We start from the raw sequence: 18,992 nt of genomic DNA, 5'->3' as shown, positions 1-18,992 counted from the left end.
GAGCTCGTAGCGATCGGTGCGCGACACTGGACTCCTACTACTTTCTCTGCTGACTCGGCGAGGTCTCGAGGCGACCGCCCGAACAAGACACCCAGTTCGCCGTGGTCGTTGCGATGGCGGATCGGCCGCTATGATCCGGTGTTCGACCGCTCACCGAGCCGAGGCAGCCGTTCCGGTACTCGCCGATTCGAAAGGCGCTGTCTCATCACCGCCCACGTTCGATCCACTCAGCGAGGTGCGGCGCTTCATGTCCGATGCTCGTGCTCTCACCGTGGCCGGTGTAAACGGCAGTCGATGCTGGCACAGTGAACAGGCGCTCACGGATCGAGTCGATGATTGTCGGGAAGTCCGAGTAGCTGCGACCGGTTGCACCCGGCCCACCGGAGAACAGGGTGTCTCCGGTAAAGAGTGCGTGTGCTTCGGGCAGGTAGAAGCAGGTGGAGCCCGGCGAGTGTCCAGGAGTGTGGATTGCGTGGACCTCGGTCCCGGCGAGGGCTATTCGCTGTCCATCGTGCAGGCTCCAGTAGATTTCATCGGGGTGGCTGGCCCGCCACAGCATGTCGTCAGCGGGATGCAAGAGAATCGGTGCGTGGAGCAGTCGGCCAAGGTCTGGTGCCACCGTGATGTGGTCGTTGTGGCCGTGGGTGCACAGGATCGCGGTGACGTTCCGCCCCGCGACGGCATCGATAATTGGTTGTGCTCGGTGCGCCGCGTCGATGACGACGACTTCTGTGTCGTCGCCGATGAGCCAGACGTTGTTCTCGACTGTCCAACTACCACCGTCGAGGTCGAATGTGCCTGTGGTTACGACTCGTTCGACACGCAAACCGGTCGCGTGTGCATCCTTTGTCGAGCCGGTCACAGAACCACCACCGACCGCAGCACGGCGCCTTCGCGCATCGTGTTGAATGCGTCCTCGATGTCGCCGAGACCGATGGTTTCGGTGACGAACGCGTCCAGATCGAGCCTTCCCTGGCGGTAGAGATCGATCAGCATGGGGAAGTCACGGGAGGGCAGGCAGTCTCCATACCAAGACGACTTCAGAGCGCCACCACGGGAGAACACGTCGATCAGCGGAAGTTCGACGGTCATCTGCGGCGTCGGGACGCCGACCAGGACAACGGTCCCGGCGAGATCGCGAGCATAGAAGGCTTGTTTCCAGGTCTCGGGTCGTCCTACCGCGTCGATCACGACATCCGCACCGTTGCCTTCGGTCAGTTCCCGGATCGCCTCGATTGCGTCGGTATCGGCGCTGTTGATGATGTGCGTAGCACCGAAGGACTCTGCCCAGAAGAGTTTGCGGTCGTCGAGATCGACAGCGATGATCGTGGTCGCGCCCGCCAGCGCCGCGCCCGCGATAGCGGCATTGCCGACACCCCCGCACCCGATGACGGCGACAGAGTCGCCGCGGGTGACCCCGCCCGTATTGATCGCCGCACCCAATCCCGCCATGATTCCACAGCCGAGCAGACCCGCCGAGGTCGGTGCCGCAGACGGGTCGACCTTCGTGCATTGCCCACTGTGGACGAGTGTCTTTTCGGCGAATGCACCGATGCCCAGGGCCGGCGTCAGAACTGTACCGTCCTGCAGTGTCATCGGTTGAGCAGCGTTGTAGGTGTCGAAGCAGTACTGCGGCTTGCCTTTTCGGCAAGCCCGGCATTGGCCACAGACTGCGCGCCAGTTCAGGATTACATAGTCTCCGGGCGCAACGGTGGTGACCCCTTCGCCCACGGACTCGACGATTCCGGCTGCTTCATGACCGAGCAGAAAGGGGAATTCGTCATTGATGCCACCGTCACGATAATGCAGATCGGTATGGCACACACCGCACGCTTGGATCTGCACCACGGCCTCTCCCGGCCCCGGATCGGGGACGACGATCGTTTCGATCGATACGGGCTGGCCAGCTTTCCGGGCAACGACACCCCGAACCTGTTGTGGCATAGATGCTGCTTCCTTCTGTTCGCGGCGGGAAATGACGCTGACCAGCAGTACAAACCAAGAGAAGTGCCTGTGTCTTGGTCCAGGGACCCAACAATGGCGCCGCCGGTTGACTCGCGACGTCAATCGGCAGCCGTCGATTGGCCACAGCGACCAAAGTTCGGGTGCTCTTTGGTTCCGGAGACCAAGAAGCATGTGAGGCCCATCACAGATGATGTGGGTGAAGTGCAGGCAGGGCTGATCGGGAGACAGCCGACGCAAGACAACGATGTCGGATGGAGGTCGCCGTTGATGACCACCGTGCGCGGGCAATGGGTCCGTGATCTGCGGGTTGAAAACCCGTTCGAGATAACTCCGGTGTGTGAGCCCGAAACCATTGAGAGGGCCACCACCCAGGTCGGTGCCGACGCGGTCGATTGGGCCGTACAGGTCGGGTATCGCATGGCGCAACACGCAATCGAGCTCGAGCCAATGTTCGGATGGGGTGAGGGCGCAGAGCGAACCTTGCGCCTGGGAACCGAATCGGCGGCGATCTGGACGCTGGTCAGCATCGTCGCCGGAGTCCGGCATAAGCCCGAGGTACCAAGTGAGACTCAGCCGATGGTGCGCGACTATGTGCAACGCCGAATGCCGTTGGAACGGATCTGGGCTTCCATCCGGCTGGGCCACTCATGGTTCAGTGAGTACTACATGTCGGCGTGCCGTAAATTGGTCGACCGCGGTGAGCAACCCGAACAGCTGGAGCTGATTTCGCGGATTCTGTTTCAGTTCGTCAACACCTTCTCAAGCGCAGTTGGCGAGACTTATCACGAGGAGGAACAACGCTGGGTCACCAGTGCCGCGGCCGCGCGCGACGAGACTGTGCACGCGTTGCTCAACGGCGAGAATGTCGACCCGGCGGCGGCTTCTCACCAGCTCCGCTACGAGTTGACGCATCGTTACCACCTTGGGCTGATCTTCTGCCACGAAGGCAGCGCTATACCCGACACCACTGCCATACATCGTCTAGCCGAGGCCGTATTGCTCGAATTGGGTGCGACGAACACCGTGATCATGCCGGTGGGCCGCACCGAGTTGTGGGCTTGGGGCACCTCGCCCTCCCCCTTCAACGACATCGAATCGGGTGCGACCGTTATCGACCTGCGGGGAGCGCGCGCAGTGGCGGGCAGCCCCGGTTTCGGGGTGGAAGGCTTCCGTCGTACCCACGCCGAAGCACAAGAGGCTGCCCGGGTGATCCTGCTCTCAGAGTTCGACCAGTCCGGCGTCGTCACCTATTCATCGATCAGTTTGCTGGCATTGCTGACCAGCGATCCGACGCTGGCATACAGATTCCTGCACACCGAGCTCGGAGCGCTGGCCGGCGACGACCCTGCGGTGGAGACACTGCGCACAACCGTGCTGGCTTACCTGGAGTGCCGGCGAAGTCCCCAGCAGACCGCGTCGGCGCTGTTCGTCGCGAAGAACACTGTGGTCTATCGCGTCAAACGCGCCGAGGAACTACTCGGGCGCAGCATCGATGTTCGCCAACCAGAGTTGTGGGTTGCGCTATTGCTGGCTCGTGCGCTCGGTGTGGCCGATGAGCCCAAGGAGCAACCCCCGAAGCCGGTTGCCGTTCGCCACTCGGCTGTGACGGCGATTCCGCCTCGATGGGTCACCACCCGTCGTAAAGCGGCAACCCTCCAGCGCCGTTCCTAACGCCCGCCGTGCCTGAAAAACTCCCTGTCGCAGTATTAATTTCGCACACGGCAACGCCGGGCATCGCTCACTGAAATGCCCGGCGTTGCTATCCCGCTGTTCGTTCAGGCGCTCGTTCTGCCTTGCGGGGCAAGGACGTCAAGACGCTGGCCGCAGGCGGCGAACAAATAGTCGCGGGAGGCCTCGATGAGCCCGCGGATCCGGCCCAGGTCATGACCCACCAGCACGCCACGGAACTTGCGAACCTGCCCGTCGACGAAGACAGTGTCGACGTTGCCCGGATGGGCGAACGCGGTGAGGGTGGCCAGCGCGTTCGACAGCGGGGCGGTGTTGACGTCGGTGGTGCGGACCAACACGACATCGGCCTGCTTGCCGGGTGTCAGCGACCCGGTCTTGTCCACGAGGCCCGCGTTCGCGGCGCCGCCCAGAGTTGCGAACTCGAACACATCGGCAGGCGACAGAGGTTCGGGCACCGACTCGTCACCGGCCACGATCCGCTGGAACATACGGCCACGCTGACCATTGAGCAGTGTCTGCATTTCGCTGAACGCGCTGAGCGCGTAGCTGATCTCGTTGTCGCCGCTGATCCCGGGCCGAAGGCCCAATTCACGGATCTTGTCGATCGGCGGGAACCCCGACCCTAATCCGAACGCTGCATCCGAACGCGGGCAGACGTTGACAGCGGCCCCGGAATCAGCGATGAGCTCCCATGCCTTGTCAGGAAGGTCGAAACAATGGTTGAAGGTGTGCTTGTCGGTCAGCAGCCCCTTCGCGGCGAGGTCGGCGAGTACGTCGGCAACATTTTCGATGTGCGCGCCCATATCGTGCGACACCCACAGGTCGTGCTGTTTCGCAAACTCCCACAATTCGGCGGAGGGATACAGATCGAAGAGGCGCAGGGTGACCAGCTGGTCATCGGAGGTGAAGTACTCCGCCTGAAGCCGCTCGACATCGCCCGGCCAGTGTGGCGCATCGGCGCGGACCGGAGCACCGGATGCGTGGACTGCGCGGATACCGGCATCGAACAGCGCCTCCACGGCGGCGTTCGAGTGATCGGGGGTGCGGGAATTGTGCGAGTTGTCGATGAAGGTCGTGATCCCGGCATCCAGTGCCACAAGTGCGGTAGCGAGCGTGCCGACATAGTTGTCGTGCGGGCGGTAACGCGGGCCGTACCCGAATGCGGTGGAGCCGAGATAGCCCGGGAAGTCCAGAACCGGTGCAGTCGACCGCAATTGTCCCTCCCACGCGTGGACGTGAGAGTCGACGAATCCGGGAATCACGATCGCGTCGGAGGCGTCGACGATGATCGCGCAGGGAACCTTGTCGGCAAGGTCTGCGCCGACCTCGACGATCCGGTTCCCGCGAACGAGCACATCGCCTGCGGCGAAGTCGCCGATCGCTGGATCCCGGGTCAGTACCGTGCCGCCGGTGATCAGAATCGGCCGATCGGCGTCGCGGGCGGTCAGCGATGCCAGCACCGCCGCGTCCTGACTGCGGTCCCGGTCGGACACTGCCAGCGGAGCGTTGTTCGGTTCGTCGGATGCGGCGTAGCGCGAAGGGGCGGTGGTCATGATGAAAGGTCCCAACTATGTCGGTGGTGGCTGGGCGGGACGAGGGGCCATCGGCTCGTCCCGCCCGGAACTTCGGATCAGAACGCGGGGCTGACCTGCTCCAGACCCAGCAGCGCGTGGGCATAGATCTCGCTACCAAGGTCGGCGTTGATGTCGACGTTGATATAGCCATGCCTCGAAGCGCCACCCAGGTCTCGCCAGATGCGCTGCAGCGGATTGGCGGTCGCGAAGCTGCCGGCTCCGCCCTTGTTGACCAGTAGCTCAACGGCTTCGCGAGCCCTGTTGATCGCCACGGCAATATCGCTGTGCACCCTGGCCCGGCCGAGCTCGTCGAGTTGCGCGCCCTCGCGTGCGCCACGGTCGAGATCTTCGGCCACCTGGAGGTGCAGGCGTGCCGAGTCGATCGCGCCGCGCGCATCGGCGAGGTTCAATTGGTAGCTCGGGGACTGCTTGAGGTCGGTATAGACCGAGTATGCGATCGCCTTGCCCTTGCCGATCGTGGCCAGTGCCGCGCCCCACGCCGCTTCGGCCAAACCCAGAATCGGTCCTGTGATCGCCAAGGTCAACCCGGTCACCGCGGCCGAACGGTACAGCGGCTTGTCGGTGTGTTCGGAGGGCGTCACGCCCGCCCCCCAACTCGAGCAGCGACAGCGTCCGATGCGCTGGCACGAAGACTTCCTCGGCGACGAAGGTGTTGCTGTTGGTGCCCGCCATGCTGGCCACGAACCAGCTGTCCTCGATCGTCAACTCCAAGTTCGGCATCGGTGCCAGCCGCAAATCGGTCAGCTCTCCCTGCTCGTCGACAACGGGGAACGCCGAGACAGTCCACTGCGCCTGGTAGCTGCCCGACTCCCACGTCCACCGGCCCGACAGCACCTAGCCGCCCTCCACGATCGTGGATTGAGCCGAGGGAGTGAACTGGCCGGCGACCGCGGCGGTGGAGTCGCTGCCATAGACATCGACGCGAGCCTGATCGCCGAACAGGCCAATACAGAATGCGCCTCCGCCAAAGATCATCGTGATCCAGGCCGCGGCGCTGTCGCCATTGGCGAGTTCGGCGCACACTTCCAGATAGGTGCGGAAGTCGGCTTCCGCACCACCACAGCGTTGTGGCGCCATCAGCTGAGACAGCCCCGCCTGCGGCAGCGCTCGCGCGCTCTCCTCGGGCAGCTGCCGATCGCGTTCTGATTGTTCAGCATTGGCCCGCAACAACGGGTTCAGGTCGCGTGCGACCTGAACCCGTCGTTCGCGGTCCCGATGCGGATTGGTGGAGAACGCGGCGTGGTCACGTTCTCGAATGGCAGTCATGGGGATCCTCCCGAACTCGAGCGACGACATCGACGCCCGCCGCCTGTATAGCCTGTGTCACGTTTTGACAGTTCGATTCAAGAACCTCATCCCGTCTCAGTTCTTGGCCCAGCACGCCAAACTCCATGCCTCCGTTAGGCACCAGGAGTCTGCCGAGAGCGTCTGGGACTGCGATGACAACGCGATGATGGATCGTTCTGGTCGCGGATGCAGGTCGAACTCTTGGACCGTCGACGCTGGGACATCCGCGCCGAGTTGGCCAACGCGATCTTCGAATACCTCGAGATCTTCCACAACCGAGCGCCGTCACAGCAGCCTCAGCAGGAGAACCAACCCCGATAGAGTCCGAAAACACAACCGTCGCGGTATGAAGCCCAGGAACACGACTTCGAGAAAAACAGGGAAGACAAGCGTCCGGACTCACCGGGCGATTCAGCCTCCTTCCATCCGCAGACTTGGCAAAGGGTCACCAAAGGTGTTCTGTGGCTCCTGGTTCAGGCCGGGCGGCATCACCGGACTCCAGGTGCAACGGCATCATGACCGAACTTCCGGTGTGACCGGCGTGGTTGTCGTCCGTGGGCCCGACCGGACTCTATGCCAGTACACGCCAATATTCGGGTTGGCAGTGTACGAATCGCGACTTGTAGTCCTTCGAGGGTCCTCCCATGTGCGTTGATCAGAACGACTCCGGCGTTGAAGAGACAGTCGAGGCAGAATTCGAGGAAATCGTCGCGTCCGCCGTCCGGGCAACGCAAATTGGGTTGCAAACCGGGCAAAAAGCCTGGCGCACAGGGTTTCACGTTGCGGCGCATCAACAATCCGACCCGCATCGAGAACCATTTCGCAGGCGAGTGCGGCGGGTGCGGTGCAATAACGATCCCCGTCGTGACGAGCGTTGACGGTCGAAGACCGGGAGCCTGTTGGAGCGTTTGACCTCACGCGATAAGGAGATCATGCGCTTCGCCCGAGACCTCACAGTCCCGTTCACGAATAATCTCGCGGAACGAGACGTGGGGCCAGCAAGACCCAACTGAAGATCTGCGGCAGCCACTGCTCCAGCAGCGGTGCCCGAGCATGGCTGCGAATCGGCGGCTACATCTCCACCATGCTCAAAAACGGCATCGCTGTCCACTCCGGACTCAACGATCTGATCAGCGGGCCCCTGGACACCAGCCACCGGCTGAATTGTTATTGCAGCCCAATGACCGCGCATGAAATTGCGCGCCGCGCCCAAGAGGCGGCCACTCGTTTTGGGGAGGATGGAATCTCCCCACCGCTACGCGGTCGCTCGAAACCATCTGGGGGTCAATGTGAACACGTACCCGCCACCCGGTGACACCGTTCCCGTTGCAGTGCACCGCTCCGTCGGCGGAACAACGGTGCGGTTGCCTCAGGCCAGAGCCAGGTACCTGCGCCCGCCGCGCCGCCGACCGAGGAATCAATGATGCACTTTTCCGTCCATCCACCACCTGGTCGCCATGACGCGGAACGAAGCCCATCAGACACCGCTGATACCGCTCACCGTCGACCAAGCACACACCGTGATGCACAACCACGTGGCCGGCAAGGTGAAGAACCGCCCACGCACGCGCCACGCGCTCGAGATCCTCGCCGCGGCTGGCCGCGTGGTGCCGGACATGAACAGGCCGCGGTGGCCACGGCCTCATTCCCACCCGAGGGTGACGTGCACCTGCGTGTGCGGCTGGGCGGCCTGATCTTCGATTACCGGGCCACAGTGTCGGCGGCACGCAATTTCATCCAGGATTGGAGGCAAACACATTTCGAGACAATCGAGTTGGTCCTCGACACCATCGAGCAGTGTCGGAAGCTGCCGCGTTTGCCGTGCGAACGTCTGTTTCTCGACCCTGTTCCGAAGTAGGGCGATGAAACCGGTCGGGTCGGTGCGGTGTCCTACTGCGCGGCCCGGTCATTCCACACCGCACGATCACACCTTCCAGGACCCTGGTACACGATGGTGTCCCCACCAGCGCAACGGTTTACCGGGAGTCGATCGCGGCACTTCGCGGTACCACGCAGCCTGCAACGCGGCGCATTTCCAAGTGCCGCTACCGCGGGGGTAGCAAGTCCGCGGTAGCGGCACGCCGCGCCAATGACGACTGAAAATGGCGCGGACTTGGAATGCGCCCTCACCGTCCACGTAGTTGACGGCAAGGACACAACACGCCACACAACTTCCGGGAAATGTGGCGTGAGATCTGGATGCTTCGCCACCACCGCACTTCGGGGAAGTCACGCGGTAGTGGTGAACCACGCCATACGACGGGTCGATGGCGTGAGCTGTGAAACAAGTCGCATTAGGATCTTGGAATCGGAGTTGGTAGGCAAAATAGCTAAGAGTATTCCCGAAATCCCGTTTGCAACCGCCGGTACAGTCTCTATGACTCACAAGCATCACGCTTGCGCTCAGAGCCCAAAGTTTCGTGTCGCTGTTGCACCCTTGATACCAGTCACGAAGACGCGCCGACCGGACTCCGGCGGAACCCGACCAGACAGTCGGCGTAGCGACTGCCCACGACATGCAGTAGAAATACCACCACTCACGTATGAATAGTTCGGGAAAACTCTGCGGGGTAGACGACGGGATCTCACCCGCGGACCCCCGGATCCGGACATAAACCAACCAGTTTGCCGGCAACTGCCTCACCTTGAAAAACGAGCTCGACACGCTACGTAAGACGGTCCAGGACATCATCAAGAACCTGGACGAACGACTCGCCGCCCAGCTCGCCGGCACGATCTTCGCTTGCCTCCTGACAGCCGGGACCGGTGCGCCCGAAGCGGTCGGTGGCGAAGCCGCCGCCTTGTCCGCCAATCCGTACCCTGCCACCTCGACCTGCGCGCCTACTCTAGGGCCGACCCGGATGCCATCGCCGACGAGCTCAACGGCCGCCCTCGACAAACCCTCCTATTCCGCACAACCGGCAGAAGCACTCGATGAGGTTTTGCAAACGACCACTTGAGCCCGCACTGCATAGCGGTCGTTCGGGAACGCAGCGTTCGCCAATCTGCAGCGCTATATCCTGTTCCACCACTGCGCTGCTGTCGGTGGCCCACGACTGGCAACCTGGTGGTCCCACAACGGCGGCAAACGACAAGCAGTGGTTGGCGCGCGTTCCGCAGAATCCGTGCGGCTAGACCCGCGATTTACACTCTGACCTGTATCGACATAGGTGACCGCACCGAGAAGTCGTGTCTCCAAGCGGGGTATCCGAGCTGTCAGGGGCTAGCGTGAGTTCCACGATTTGGGCGGGTGCGAGGATCACCGGGCGACCGAGCAGATCGCGTCCATCCCACCACGTAGCCAATAGATATCCTGGAATCACCTTTACACGAGGTGATTGCTATGCTTGCGTCAACAGGGCCTGCATCGGGGCAGCATCAGGGGACGGTCACGCATGCGTGAGCACGACCCCACAGCCACACAACGACAGTCGATGCCAGATCTACCTGCCGAACTGCGCGCCGAGGGCTTCGACGACGCGCAGGAGATCGGACGCGGTGGCTTCGGAATCGTCTATCGATGCCGACAGCGCTCACTCGACCGCATCGTCGCAGTCAAGATCCACACCGCCAACGTGGATCCGGGAAATCTCGAGCGCTTCCTCCGGGAGCAAAGAGCCATGGGACAGTTGTCCGGACACCCCAACATCGTCTACATCAACCAGGTGGGTGTCACCGGGGGCGGCTACCCATACATCGCCATGCAGTACTACCCTGGCGGATCTCTCGAGCAACGCATCCGCCGCACCGGGGCGCTCGGGTGGAGGGTGTCACTCTCACTTGGGGCCCCCTTGGCCGGGGCCCTTGAGTCCGCACATCGACATGGCATCATTCACCGCGACATCAAACCGGCGAACATTCTGCTCGCCGAATGCGACGTTCCGAAATTAGCGGACTTCGGCATCGCCCGGGTCACCGGTGACTTCGAAACCAGTCAGAACGTCATCGTCGGATCGCCGGCGTACATGGCGCCGGAAGTGCTCGCCGGTGCGCCCCCGACCCCGGCCGCAGACGTGTACAGTCTCGCAGCCACGTTGTTCACCGCCATCACCGCCCACGCCGCATTCGAACGCCGCGAGGGCGAGGAGCTCGTGGCCCAGGTCCTACGGATCACGGCCCAGCGGCTTCCCGACCTACGCAACCAAGAGGTCCCCGATGATGTATGTGTCGCAATCGAACGCGCAATGGCGCAGGAGCCGGCAGCACGCACGGCCTCCGCAGCCGAGTTCGGTGACGAACTGCGTCAGATCCAGCGCAACCACGGGATACCCCTCGATTCCGTGACAGTCTTCGAACGTCAGCCGCAACAATCTGTCACCACGGCGCACGTCGGCAGGGGCGCCGTCCATAACGCCGCCCCGCCCCCGTCTCCCGCCACAAAGTTCCGGCCACCGACGCCCCCGCAGCCACTCATTGCGCGAGAACGCCTCCTCGATCTCCTACATACCACCGAGCAGCGTCGGTTGATCGTGATTCACGCCCCCGCCGGTTTCGGGAAGAGTTCTCTCGCCGCCCAGTGGGCCGAGCGGTTATCAGCCCAGGCCGTCAAGGTTTCGTGGCTATCGATCGATGAGGACGACAACAACACAAGCTGGTTCTTAGCCCACCTCGTCGAATCCATCCGAGGGATCAAACCAGATTTGGCCCGCGAACTCACTGGGGTACTCGAAGAACACGGCGATGGTGCGCAGCGTTATGTCCTGACGACGCTGATCGACCAGATCCATATCTCTGGAGACAGAGTCGTGCTCGTGATCGACGACTGGCACCGTGTCACCACCGCCTCGACGATCGCTGCACTGGGCTTCATCCTCGAAAACGGCTGTCACCATCTCCAAATCGTCGTTACCAGCAGAACGAAGTCGGGCCTGCCGATGAGCCGGATGAGGGTGCAGGACGAACTCACCGAAATCGATTCCGCGGCCTTGCGTTTCGACACATCCGAATCACGCGCATTCCTCATCGACCGCGGCGGGCTCGATCTCTGCGAGCCTGACATTGGCCGACTGCAGGAAGCTACCGACGGTTGGGTGGCTGGCCTTCAACTCGCAACTCTGTCCCTCCGGAACGCCGACAATCCGTCCTTGCTCATCGACCGCATCTCCGCTGGACACCACACCATCAGTGAGTTCCTGGCAGAGAATGTTCTCGAATCCCTCGATCCGCAACTGCTGCACTTCCTACTCGCCACGTCCATTCCTGATCGGGTCAACGGTGAGCTCGCGGTTGCTCTGTCCGGGGAGGGCCAGGGACAGCGGATGCTCGAGGAGGTCGAGGAGCAGGATCTGTTCCTCCGCAGGATCGACGATGCCGGACCGTGGTTCCGATACCACCATTTGTTCGCCGAGTTCTTGCGCAGGCGGCTCGAGCGTGACGAACCTTCGCGGGTGCCGGAACTACATCTGATCGCGGCATCGTGGTTCGCCGACCACGGATTCCTCAATGAGGCGGTTGACCATTTTCTCGCGGGGGCGTGCCCGCAGGGCGCAATCGAGTTGGTAGAGCGCGACGGCCTGCGTCTGATCGAACAATCACAAATGTCTACTCTGCTCAACATCCTTGCGAAACTCCCCCAAGACAAGATGGCGGCCAGCCCACGCCTACAACTGGCATTGGCGTGGGCCGATGCCTTACTTCAGCGAACATCTGAGGCACGAACAGTGCTGAGCCGCCTACAGCTCCTCTTGGACGGCGAAACACTCGCCCCATCCGAGAAGGGCTTGCTGCAAGCTGAGGCTCAGGTCGTCGAAGCGTTCATACAACTGGCATCGGATCGACCGGACCAACTCGGCGACCTCGTCGCACCCGCCCTGGAGCGGTCTGACGAGCTCGCCCCGTTCGTCTTGTCTGCCGCTGCGAACGCCGTCACGTACGCCGAAATCTCCCGCTTTCGATTCGCCGAGGCGGTCGACACGCAACAACAGGCCTCCCTCTATCATTCCCGGACCACAGGCCCCTTCAGCGTGTCGGGCGGATACTGCCTGACGGGAATCGCAGCCAACGAGCGACTCGATGCCGACGCCGCCGAGTCGGCCTTCCGACACGCGTTGGTCATCTCACGCGACTCGAGCGGAAATCAGTCGTACGGTGCGAGGCTGGCCGGCGCGCTACTCGGCGAGGTGCTATACGAACGAGGAAGAATCGATGAGGCGGCGGCCCTGTTGGAGGACGCGCACGAACTGGGTGGCATCGGTGCAGTCATAGTCGATTTCCTTCTCGCAACCTACGGGATCGGTGCCCGGATCAAGACGCTCCGAGGAGACAGCTCCGGCGCAGCCGCCCTATTGGACGAAGGAGCAGACATCGCTCGAATCCACAATTTGCCCAGGCTCGCGGCCCATATGAACAGCGAACGGCAGCGTTGCGGGATCGGCGAAACCTCGAGCCCAGCTTCAAAAAGAACCTCGCTGACCGGGACTGAGCTATACACCATCACTCAGCAGATACAAGAGGCGACAGCAATCCGTGCGCTGCTCGCCATACGCGGATCGGATCAGGAAGAAGCTGTCACAAGGGCGGAAAAGCTAGCCCAGGTGATCGAATCCCAGCAACGCCCGAGGGCTTATCTGAAGGCGAGACTACTTCTTGCAGCGGCCCTCGCGTCCTGCGATCGCAGTCACGACGCAATGCAGATCTTGCTTCCGTGCGTGGAGCTGTGCGCCAGCACTGGACTGGTACGACCACTACTGGACGAGGGGCCGCAATTGGCTGCACTCGCGCGAGCATCCCTGAACACTGACCAGCACGACCTTCGTCTTTCTGGTCGGACTCGCTCGAATGCCACCTTCGTGAAGAAGCTCCGGAGCGAACGCCCCCTCAGCACGCCGCAAACCTCCTATGTCAAGCCTGATGCCATCAACCCCCGCCCATTCGTCTGGCGCGAGACCCCCGAAGAAATCTGACCTGACCCCGTGATTTCGGTCCTCGACTCCCTCGCACGATATCTACATCGGATTTGAGGCGCGGAACTCTAGCGTGTGTCGAAATGAGGTGAGGCCAGGACCCTGGCCGCGGCATGGTCGGCGAGGTCGCCATCCCTAGGTTCTGTCTCGCAGTGGTGAGGGCGGGCCTGTGGCCTGCCCGCACCGCTGCCGGAGCCATTGGTTGATGACAGCGACATGGATCGTGGCCTGGTATAGGACCGCGAGCTTGTCGAATCGGGTGGCGACCGCTCGATGTTGTTTCAGCTGATTGATACCGCGTTCGACAGCGTTGCGGTCACGGTAGATCACCGGATCGAACGCCGGTGGCCGACCTCCGGAGCTGCCTTGTTGCCGCCGGTGCCCGGCCTGATCGGCAGGGACCGGGATGGTTGCTCGAATCCCGTGACGCCGCAACCATTCCCGGTTGCCGCGACCCGAATACGCCTTGTCGGCCAACGCCCTCTCGGGCCGCACCCGCGCACGCCCGCCACCGAGTTTCGGCACCGCAATACCGTCGGGCACCGCCGTGAACTGCGGCCTGTCCCCGGCCTGCCCAGCGATGACCAACACCGACAACACCCGGCAGCCCTGCTTACACGCCAGATGCGGCTTGCTGGTCCAGCCTCCCCGCGAGCGCCCCAATCCATGATCGACCGGCTCGCGTTCACCCGGACCGGCCGGTGGCTCGGCCTGCCCACCACCCTCGCGGCGGGCACCCGCGCATGCTGGTGGGCACGGGTGATCGTGGAGTCCACGCTGACCTGCCACTCGATGACCCCGGCCGCGTCGGCCAGCACCTGCAGCGATGTCACGATCACCGACCACGCGCCCGCCCGCTGCCAGCGCCGGAACAGTCCATACACCGCCTGCCAGGACCCGTATTCGGCCGGCACGTCCCGCCACGGTGACCCGACCCGCGTCCGCCACCGGATCCCGTCGATGAGCTGACGTTTCGTCCACTTCGACGGGCGTCCCGCCTTCTTCCCACAGGGCAACAACGGCTCCAACCGCGCCCATTGGGCATCGGTCAGATCCGCTCGCCCCGCCACCGCTACGCTGGCCACGAGGTCTCCGGCACTATTCAGATTTGCTTGGTCGCTAATCCGAAATACCGGAGACCTCACCTATATGCGAACTTGGGCAACAGCTTTCACCAAACATGCTGGTGGGGTGGCACCGCTCCGCGGTGCCACCACATCACACACACTTCGAGACACTTTTCAGGGCCTGCACCGAGCCAACCAACGTCAAAGCGGGTGGCGGCGCCTACGCATCCGGGGGCAATCACTCGCCCGTGCCAGGTCGCCTATTCAACTGGCGTTCACGACGGTTGCTTCGCCAGGTCGGAGAGGTATTTCTCCAAGCCTGCAGTATCTTCGTAGCGACGTAGGTGATCCACCCGCAGAGCCTTCGCTAGCCGAGTTGTCGCAGGTCCGGCGTCGAGGATCGGTCTCAACAGACCGAGGCGTGCGCACTGCTCGGCGAGCGGTATCAGAGCCGTCAATGCGGCATCGTCTCGCCCGGCTACGGCTAGCGTTTCGACGCGCAGCAGTGCAGCGTTCAAGTAGGCCCGAGGGCGCACGCCGGAATTGATCGATTCGACCAGTGCGCGCGCACGGGCGCACGCCTTTTCCAGTTGGTCACGATCCTGTCGGAGAAGGTCCACGACAACCGGTTCCTGCGGCTGCTGCGCAACATGCTGACAGCCGGATACCTCGAGGATTGGACTTGGCATGCGACACCCAGTGGCGCACCGCAGGGTGGTGTCGCCTCACCGGTCCTGTCCTCGATCTAGCTGCACAAGTTGGACCAGTTCGTCGAGACGGTTCTGATTCCGGAATACACCCGAGGCACGCGCAGGGCCCGCAACCCTGCCTACCTGGAGGTTGCGAACTCGCTCGCGCGCGCTCGCAGGCGCGGCGACCGTGTCGAGGCCGCCAGGCTCCGCAAGCAGATGCAGAGCCTGCCCAGCCAGGATCAATACGATCCGGGCTATCGGCGGCTGAGATATGTCCGCTACGCCGACGACCACCTGCTCGGGTTCATCGGACCCAAGGCCGAAGCCGAGGAGATCAAACAACGCCTGGCGGCGTTCCTGCGCGACGATCTCGCGCTGGATCTGTCGCAGGACAAGACCCTGATCACGCACGCTCGGACCGGGCGAGCTCGATTCCTCGGCTACGACATCGGAGTGCAACGCGACGACAGGCAGCGCGCCCGCAACGGCCATCGCGGCGTGAACGGGGCGATCAGCCTGGGCGTTCCCACTTCGGTGATCAAAGGCCAAGACCGCCCTTTACCGCGAGCGCGGAAAACCCGCGCGCCGGTCCCAGGTGATCAACTACAGCGACTACGACATCGTTCGCATCTACGGGGCCGAATACCGGGGCATCGTGCAGTACTACCTGCTGGCCGGTAACATCCGGCGGCTGCACCGATTGCGCTGGGCCATGCTGAGTTCGATGCTGAAAACGCTGGCGAGCAAGCATCGTTCGACGCCCACCAGGATCGCCGCCAAATATCAGGCGAAGATCAGGACGCCATACTGGCCTCGACGCTGCTTCGAAGCCATCGTCGAACGCGGAGGCACCAGCACGCCCCTGGTCGCACGGTTCGGTGGAATTCCTTTGCGACGGCAGAAAACTGCGGTCATCGCCGACCGCAACCCGGAGCGGATCAACCGCCGCAGCGAGCTGATCAATCGGCTCCAAAGCGGCCGATGCGAGCTCTGTCAGCAACCCGGACAAGTCCAAGTTCACCACGTCCGCGGCCTGGCCGACCTCGCTCGATCCGAACCGACCCCGTGGACACAGGCCATGGCCCGTCGGCACCGCAAGACCCTCGTGGTCTGCGATGCCTGCCACGACCTCATCCACACCCCCGTCACCGCGTCCACGACGTAATCACTGGAGAGCCGTGATGCCTGGAAAGCGGGCATGTCCGGTTCGGTGGGAGGTCGCGCGGAAAAGGACCCGCTATCGCGGGCACCTCGCTGCGCGGCCCACCCTACCCAAGCCGCCAAGGACCAATGCGGCCTGGACCACTACCAGGTCCGCAAAGGGTATCCCTGGTACCGCCACATCACCCTGGCCCTGCTCGCCGACACCCTTCCTCGCCGTCAGCGCGGCCACCGACCCAAAAGCCCACGCGGGCTGGGCCGAATCACAGTCGCCGACATCCGCCGTCTCCTGGCGATAGCGCTGCACCCGGCCCGCACCCTCACCCACGCATTAGCTGCCTGCCACTGGCGCCGCCACCACCAACATCACGCCAGACAACTCCGCTACCGACCAAACCGATTATGAAACAACGAAATACAACTGTCGCGCTAGGCCGCCACCGCTCCGTTCGCTCGGAGGGCGCAGTTCGAGCGCATCAAGGCCGAGGCGGGCGCCTAGAGCGACCAGCATCCGGCCTAAGCATCCCCCTGTGGGCGCAGCCGCATGGCTGCGCCCACAGGGGGATACAACGACTCCGAGCACCCGCCACCAACCGCCCGTGCACCTGTCAGTTGACGATCAACACCTAAATAGACAACTAATACTTTGATTTCGTGCTTACCGATCGCATTGTTACCAGGTGGGCGCCGCTGCGGTTCCCCTGCGCAATGCGGATCCTGCATCGGATCAGGCCACCTGCGCCCATCACACTCGGGATCCCCGAACCTGCCGATCTCGCCGGCCCCAATTTGACCGCGCACAGATCGCGCAGTTGTGGCCGCCCGGCCCAACCTCCCCGTGCGCTCAAGCCCGACCATCCCAACTCCGACAGCTTGCCGGGGGGTGAATCGAGTGCGTATCGAGGTGCTGGATTCAGCGGACATGAAGCATCTCCTGCAGAAGTCGGGGGTACGAATGAGCGCGTCGTCGAGGTCCGACGCAAAGTCGGCACCTCGCGAAAATGCCGCTCAATACACTGCTTGCTCGAGTGTGTCACCAGTCTCCGTGGGCCTCAGATGTGGTTCTTGACACATATCCTACCGATACCTAGCCTAAAAACAAACGATCGTTTCTACGATCGCAGCCCCGAGGAAAGGCCCCCGCAGTGACGCAGCAACAGTTCGGCCGCGACATGTTCAACGACTTCGACATCGATGACCCCCGGTTCAACGAACACTTCACCGATGTGCTCGATGCGTTTGTCGCGAAGTGCCCCGTCGCGCACAGCAACGTCGGCGACGGCTACTACGTGATCAACCGATACGAGGACGTGCGCCGCGTAGGCCAGGATTGGCAGACCTTCAGCAGCGCGAAGGGTTTCCAGCCCAACCGTCCCGAGGGGCTGCCCTATCTCTACCCGGAGGAGTCCGATCCGCCGTACCACGACCAGTGGCGCACCGTGCTCAACCCGTTCTTCGCGCCACGGGCGGTCGCGGCCTTCGAAGACCAGATCCGGGCGGACGCGACCGAGCTGATCGACGGCTTCATCGACCGCGGAGAGTGCGACTTCGTGGCCGACTTCGGCGCCGAGCTGCCCGGCCGCGCGTTCTTCAAGAATCTTGTCGACGTGCCGGTCGAGGACCTGCCGATGTTGCTCGAGGCGATGGACACCGGCATCTACGGCCCGCCGGACAAGCGCGCCGACTCCTTCGCCAAGGCGTTCGGCTACCTCGGGGAACACCTCGCCAAGCGCAAGGGCAACCCCGGCCCCGGCGACCTGCTCGATACCATCGCCGCCGGTGTCGACAAGTACGGCGAGCTGTGCCCGTGGGAGGACCGGGTCTCGATCCTCACCGATCTGACGCTGGGTGGCATCGCGACCACCACCTACGTGATGTCGGGCGCGGTACATCACCTGGCCAACAACCCCGCCGATCGTAAGGCTCTGGCCGCCGATCCCACGCTGATCCCGAATGCGGTGGAGGAATTCGCCCGGGTGTTCCCGCCGGTGGTCGCGCTGGGCCGCTCGGTGACCCGCGACGTCGAGGTCGCCGGAACCCAACTCAAGGAGGGCGATTTCATCCTGCTCAACTACGCCTCCGCGTCCCGCGACCCCGAGGCGGTCGAGGATCCGAGCAAACTCGATATCTACCGCGACGGCATCGTGCACACCGCTTTCGGAGTCGGCGTGCACCGGTGCATCGGATCGCACCTGGCTCGTCTCGAGCTGCGCGTGGTCCTCGAGGAGGTGCTGCGCCGGATTCCCGACTTCGAGGTCGCGCACGGCAAGTCCCCCTCCTACGAGACCGGCGTACTGCGCAGCATGACCACCCTGCCCCTGGTCTTCCCGGCCGGCGGCAGCGAGGGGGCGTGATGAAGTACCGCGTCGACCAGGAGCTCTGCGCCGGGCATGGCCGGTGCTGGACGGTGGCGACCACCGTCTACGAGGCCGACGACAACGGCTTCGCCTCGCCTGTCGGCGAGTTGATCACCGTCGCCGCCGGGCTCGAGGACATCGCGCGTCGTGGAGCCCGCAGCTGCCCGGAAGGCGCCATCGAGGTCTTCGACGACTGACCCTACGGCCCCCGCAAGTCCCGTCGGTCCGGCTCGGCCTCCAGCACCTCCAGCCCGGCCAGCGCCGCGGCGATGCCGGA

At 63.3% G+C, this 18,992-nt stretch carries 16 protein-coding genes and 4 pseudogenes; 13 read left to right on the top strand and 7 right to left on the bottom strand.

Going from position 1 to position 18,992, the window contains the following annotated elements:
* Positions 1-205: 205 nt before the first annotated feature.
* Together ACWEQQ_RS04450 and ACWEQQ_RS04445 are read right to left on the bottom strand one after the other, a co-directional pair.
* A complete protein-coding gene (locus ACWEQQ_RS04450) occupies positions 206-862 on the bottom strand; it encodes an MBL fold metallo-hydrolase (RefSeq protein ID WP_452347104.1) in 657 nt (218 codons plus the stop codon).
* Positions 859-1,944 carry an S-(hydroxymethyl)mycothiol dehydrogenase gene (locus tag ACWEQQ_RS04445; RefSeq protein WP_452347103.1) on the bottom strand — a complete coding sequence of 362 codons (1,086 nt, stop codon included), beginning with the start codon at positions 1,942-1,944 and terminating at the stop codon, positions 859-861. The genes ACWEQQ_RS04450 and ACWEQQ_RS04445 overlap by 4 nt, the downstream gene beginning before the upstream one ends.
* A gap of 288 nt (positions 1,945-2,232) precedes the next feature.
* On the opposite strand from ACWEQQ_RS04445, the gene ACWEQQ_RS04440 reads away from it, so the two are divergent.
* A complete protein-coding gene (locus tag ACWEQQ_RS04440; RefSeq protein ID WP_452347102.1) occupies positions 2,233-3,636 on the top strand; it encodes a PucR family transcriptional regulator in 1,404 nt (467 codons plus the stop codon).
* Between the two features lie 104 nt (positions 3,637-3,740).
* Here the strand turns inward: ACWEQQ_RS04440 and ACWEQQ_RS04435 are convergent, their stop codons facing one another.
* The 3 genes from ACWEQQ_RS04435 to ACWEQQ_RS04425 form a co-directional block, all read right to left on the bottom strand.
* A complete protein-coding gene (locus ACWEQQ_RS04435; RefSeq protein ID WP_452347101.1) occupies positions 3,741-5,207 on the bottom strand; it encodes an amidohydrolase family protein in 1,467 nt (488 codons plus the stop codon).
* A 77-nt stretch (positions 5,208-5,284) separates the two neighbouring features.
* On the bottom strand, positions 5,285-5,830 hold the full coding sequence (locus ACWEQQ_RS04430; RefSeq protein ID WP_452347100.1) for a hypothetical protein: 546 nt from the start codon (positions 5,828-5,830) through the stop codon (positions 5,285-5,287).
* A 253-nt stretch (positions 5,831-6,083) separates the two neighbouring features.
* Positions 6,084-6,515, bottom strand: a complete 432-nt coding sequence (locus ACWEQQ_RS04425) for an acyl-CoA dehydrogenase family protein (RefSeq protein ID WP_452347099.1) — start codon at positions 6,513-6,515, stop codon at positions 6,084-6,086.
* Positions 6,516-6,672: 157 nt separating this feature from the next.
* Between ACWEQQ_RS04425 and ACWEQQ_RS04420 the strand changes: the two are divergent.
* The 5 genes and pseudogenes from ACWEQQ_RS04420 to ACWEQQ_RS04400 all read left to right on the top strand — a co-directional run.
* Positions 6,673-6,855 (top strand): annotated as a pseudogene (locus ACWEQQ_RS04420) (integrase core domain-containing protein); the annotation flags it as partial.
* Between the two features lie 574 nt (positions 6,856-7,429).
* Positions 7,430-7,549 (top strand): annotated as a pseudogene (locus ACWEQQ_RS04415) (IS66 family transposase); the annotation flags it as partial.
* 650 nt (positions 7,550-8,199) lie between these two features.
* A complete protein-coding gene (locus tag ACWEQQ_RS04410) occupies positions 8,200-8,394 on the top strand; it encodes a hypothetical protein (protein WP_452347098.1) in 195 nt (64 codons plus the stop codon).
* A gap of 787 nt (positions 8,395-9,181) precedes the next feature.
* A complete protein-coding gene (locus ACWEQQ_RS04405; protein ID WP_452347097.1) occupies positions 9,182-9,496 on the top strand; it encodes a hypothetical protein in 315 nt (104 codons plus the stop codon).
* Between the two features lie 435 nt (positions 9,497-9,931).
* Positions 9,932-13,438 carry a protein kinase domain-containing protein gene (locus ACWEQQ_RS04400; protein WP_452347096.1) on the top strand — a complete coding sequence of 1,169 codons (3,507 nt, stop codon included), beginning with the start codon at positions 9,932-9,934 and terminating at the stop codon, positions 13,436-13,438.
* Between the two features lie 135 nt (positions 13,439-13,573).
* Here ACWEQQ_RS04400 and ACWEQQ_RS04395 read toward each other — a convergent pair whose 3' ends face one another.
* On the bottom strand, positions 13,574-14,029 hold the full coding sequence (locus tag ACWEQQ_RS04395) for a transposase (protein WP_452347095.1): 456 nt from the start codon (positions 14,027-14,029) through the stop codon (positions 13,574-13,576).
* A gap of 75 nt (positions 14,030-14,104) precedes the next feature.
* Between ACWEQQ_RS04395 and ACWEQQ_RS04390 the strand changes: the two genes are divergently transcribed.
* Positions 14,105-14,407 carry a hypothetical protein gene (locus ACWEQQ_RS04390; RefSeq protein WP_452347094.1) on the top strand — a complete coding sequence of 101 codons (303 nt, stop codon included), beginning with the start codon at positions 14,105-14,107 and terminating at the stop codon, positions 14,405-14,407.
* Here ACWEQQ_RS04390 and ACWEQQ_RS04385 read toward each other — a convergent pair.
* A pseudogene (locus ACWEQQ_RS04385) lies at positions 14,332-14,508 on the bottom strand (transposase); the annotation flags it as partial. The gene ACWEQQ_RS04390 and the pseudogene ACWEQQ_RS04385 overlap by 76 nt on opposite strands.
* A 587-nt stretch (positions 14,509-15,095) precedes the next feature.
* Between ACWEQQ_RS04385 and ACWEQQ_RS04380 the strand changes: the two are divergent.
* The 6 genes and pseudogenes from ACWEQQ_RS04380 (at position 15,096) to ACWEQQ_RS04355 (ending at position 18,912) form a co-directional block, all read left to right on the top strand.
* Positions 15,096-15,254 (top strand): hypothetical protein, encoded by a 159-nt coding sequence (locus tag ACWEQQ_RS04380; protein ID WP_452347093.1) that lies wholly within the window; start codon positions 15,096-15,098, stop codon positions 15,252-15,254.
* Between the two features lie 9 nt (positions 15,255-15,263).
* Entirely contained in the window at positions 15,264-15,878 is a 615-nt protein-coding gene (locus tag ACWEQQ_RS04375) for a hypothetical protein (RefSeq protein WP_452347437.1), read from the top strand.
* Entirely contained in the window at positions 15,793-16,362 is a 570-nt protein-coding gene (locus tag ACWEQQ_RS04370; RefSeq protein WP_452347092.1) for an HNH endonuclease, read from the top strand. The genes ACWEQQ_RS04375 and ACWEQQ_RS04370 overlap by 86 nt, the downstream gene beginning before the upstream one ends.
* A 108-nt stretch (positions 16,363-16,470) precedes the next feature.
* Positions 16,471-16,657: pseudogene (locus ACWEQQ_RS04365) on the top strand (IS701 family transposase); the annotation flags it as partial.
* A gap of 846 nt (positions 16,658-17,503) precedes the next feature.
* Positions 17,504-18,712: a cytochrome P450 gene (locus tag ACWEQQ_RS04360; protein WP_452347091.1), complete on the top strand. Its 1,209-nt coding sequence runs from the start codon at positions 17,504-17,506 to the stop codon at positions 18,710-18,712.
* A complete protein-coding gene (locus tag ACWEQQ_RS04355; RefSeq protein WP_452347090.1) occupies positions 18,712-18,912 on the top strand; it encodes a ferredoxin in 201 nt (66 codons plus the stop codon). Before ACWEQQ_RS04360 ends, ACWEQQ_RS04355 begins: the two co-directional genes overlap by 1 nt.
* The last annotated feature ends 80 nt before the right edge of the window (positions 18,913-18,992 follow it).

It is taken from the genome of Nocardia sp. NPDC004123 (genome assembly GCF_053603795.1).
Note: the sequence above shows the minus strand (reverse complement) of the source record. Positions and strands in the feature narration are given on the sequence as shown.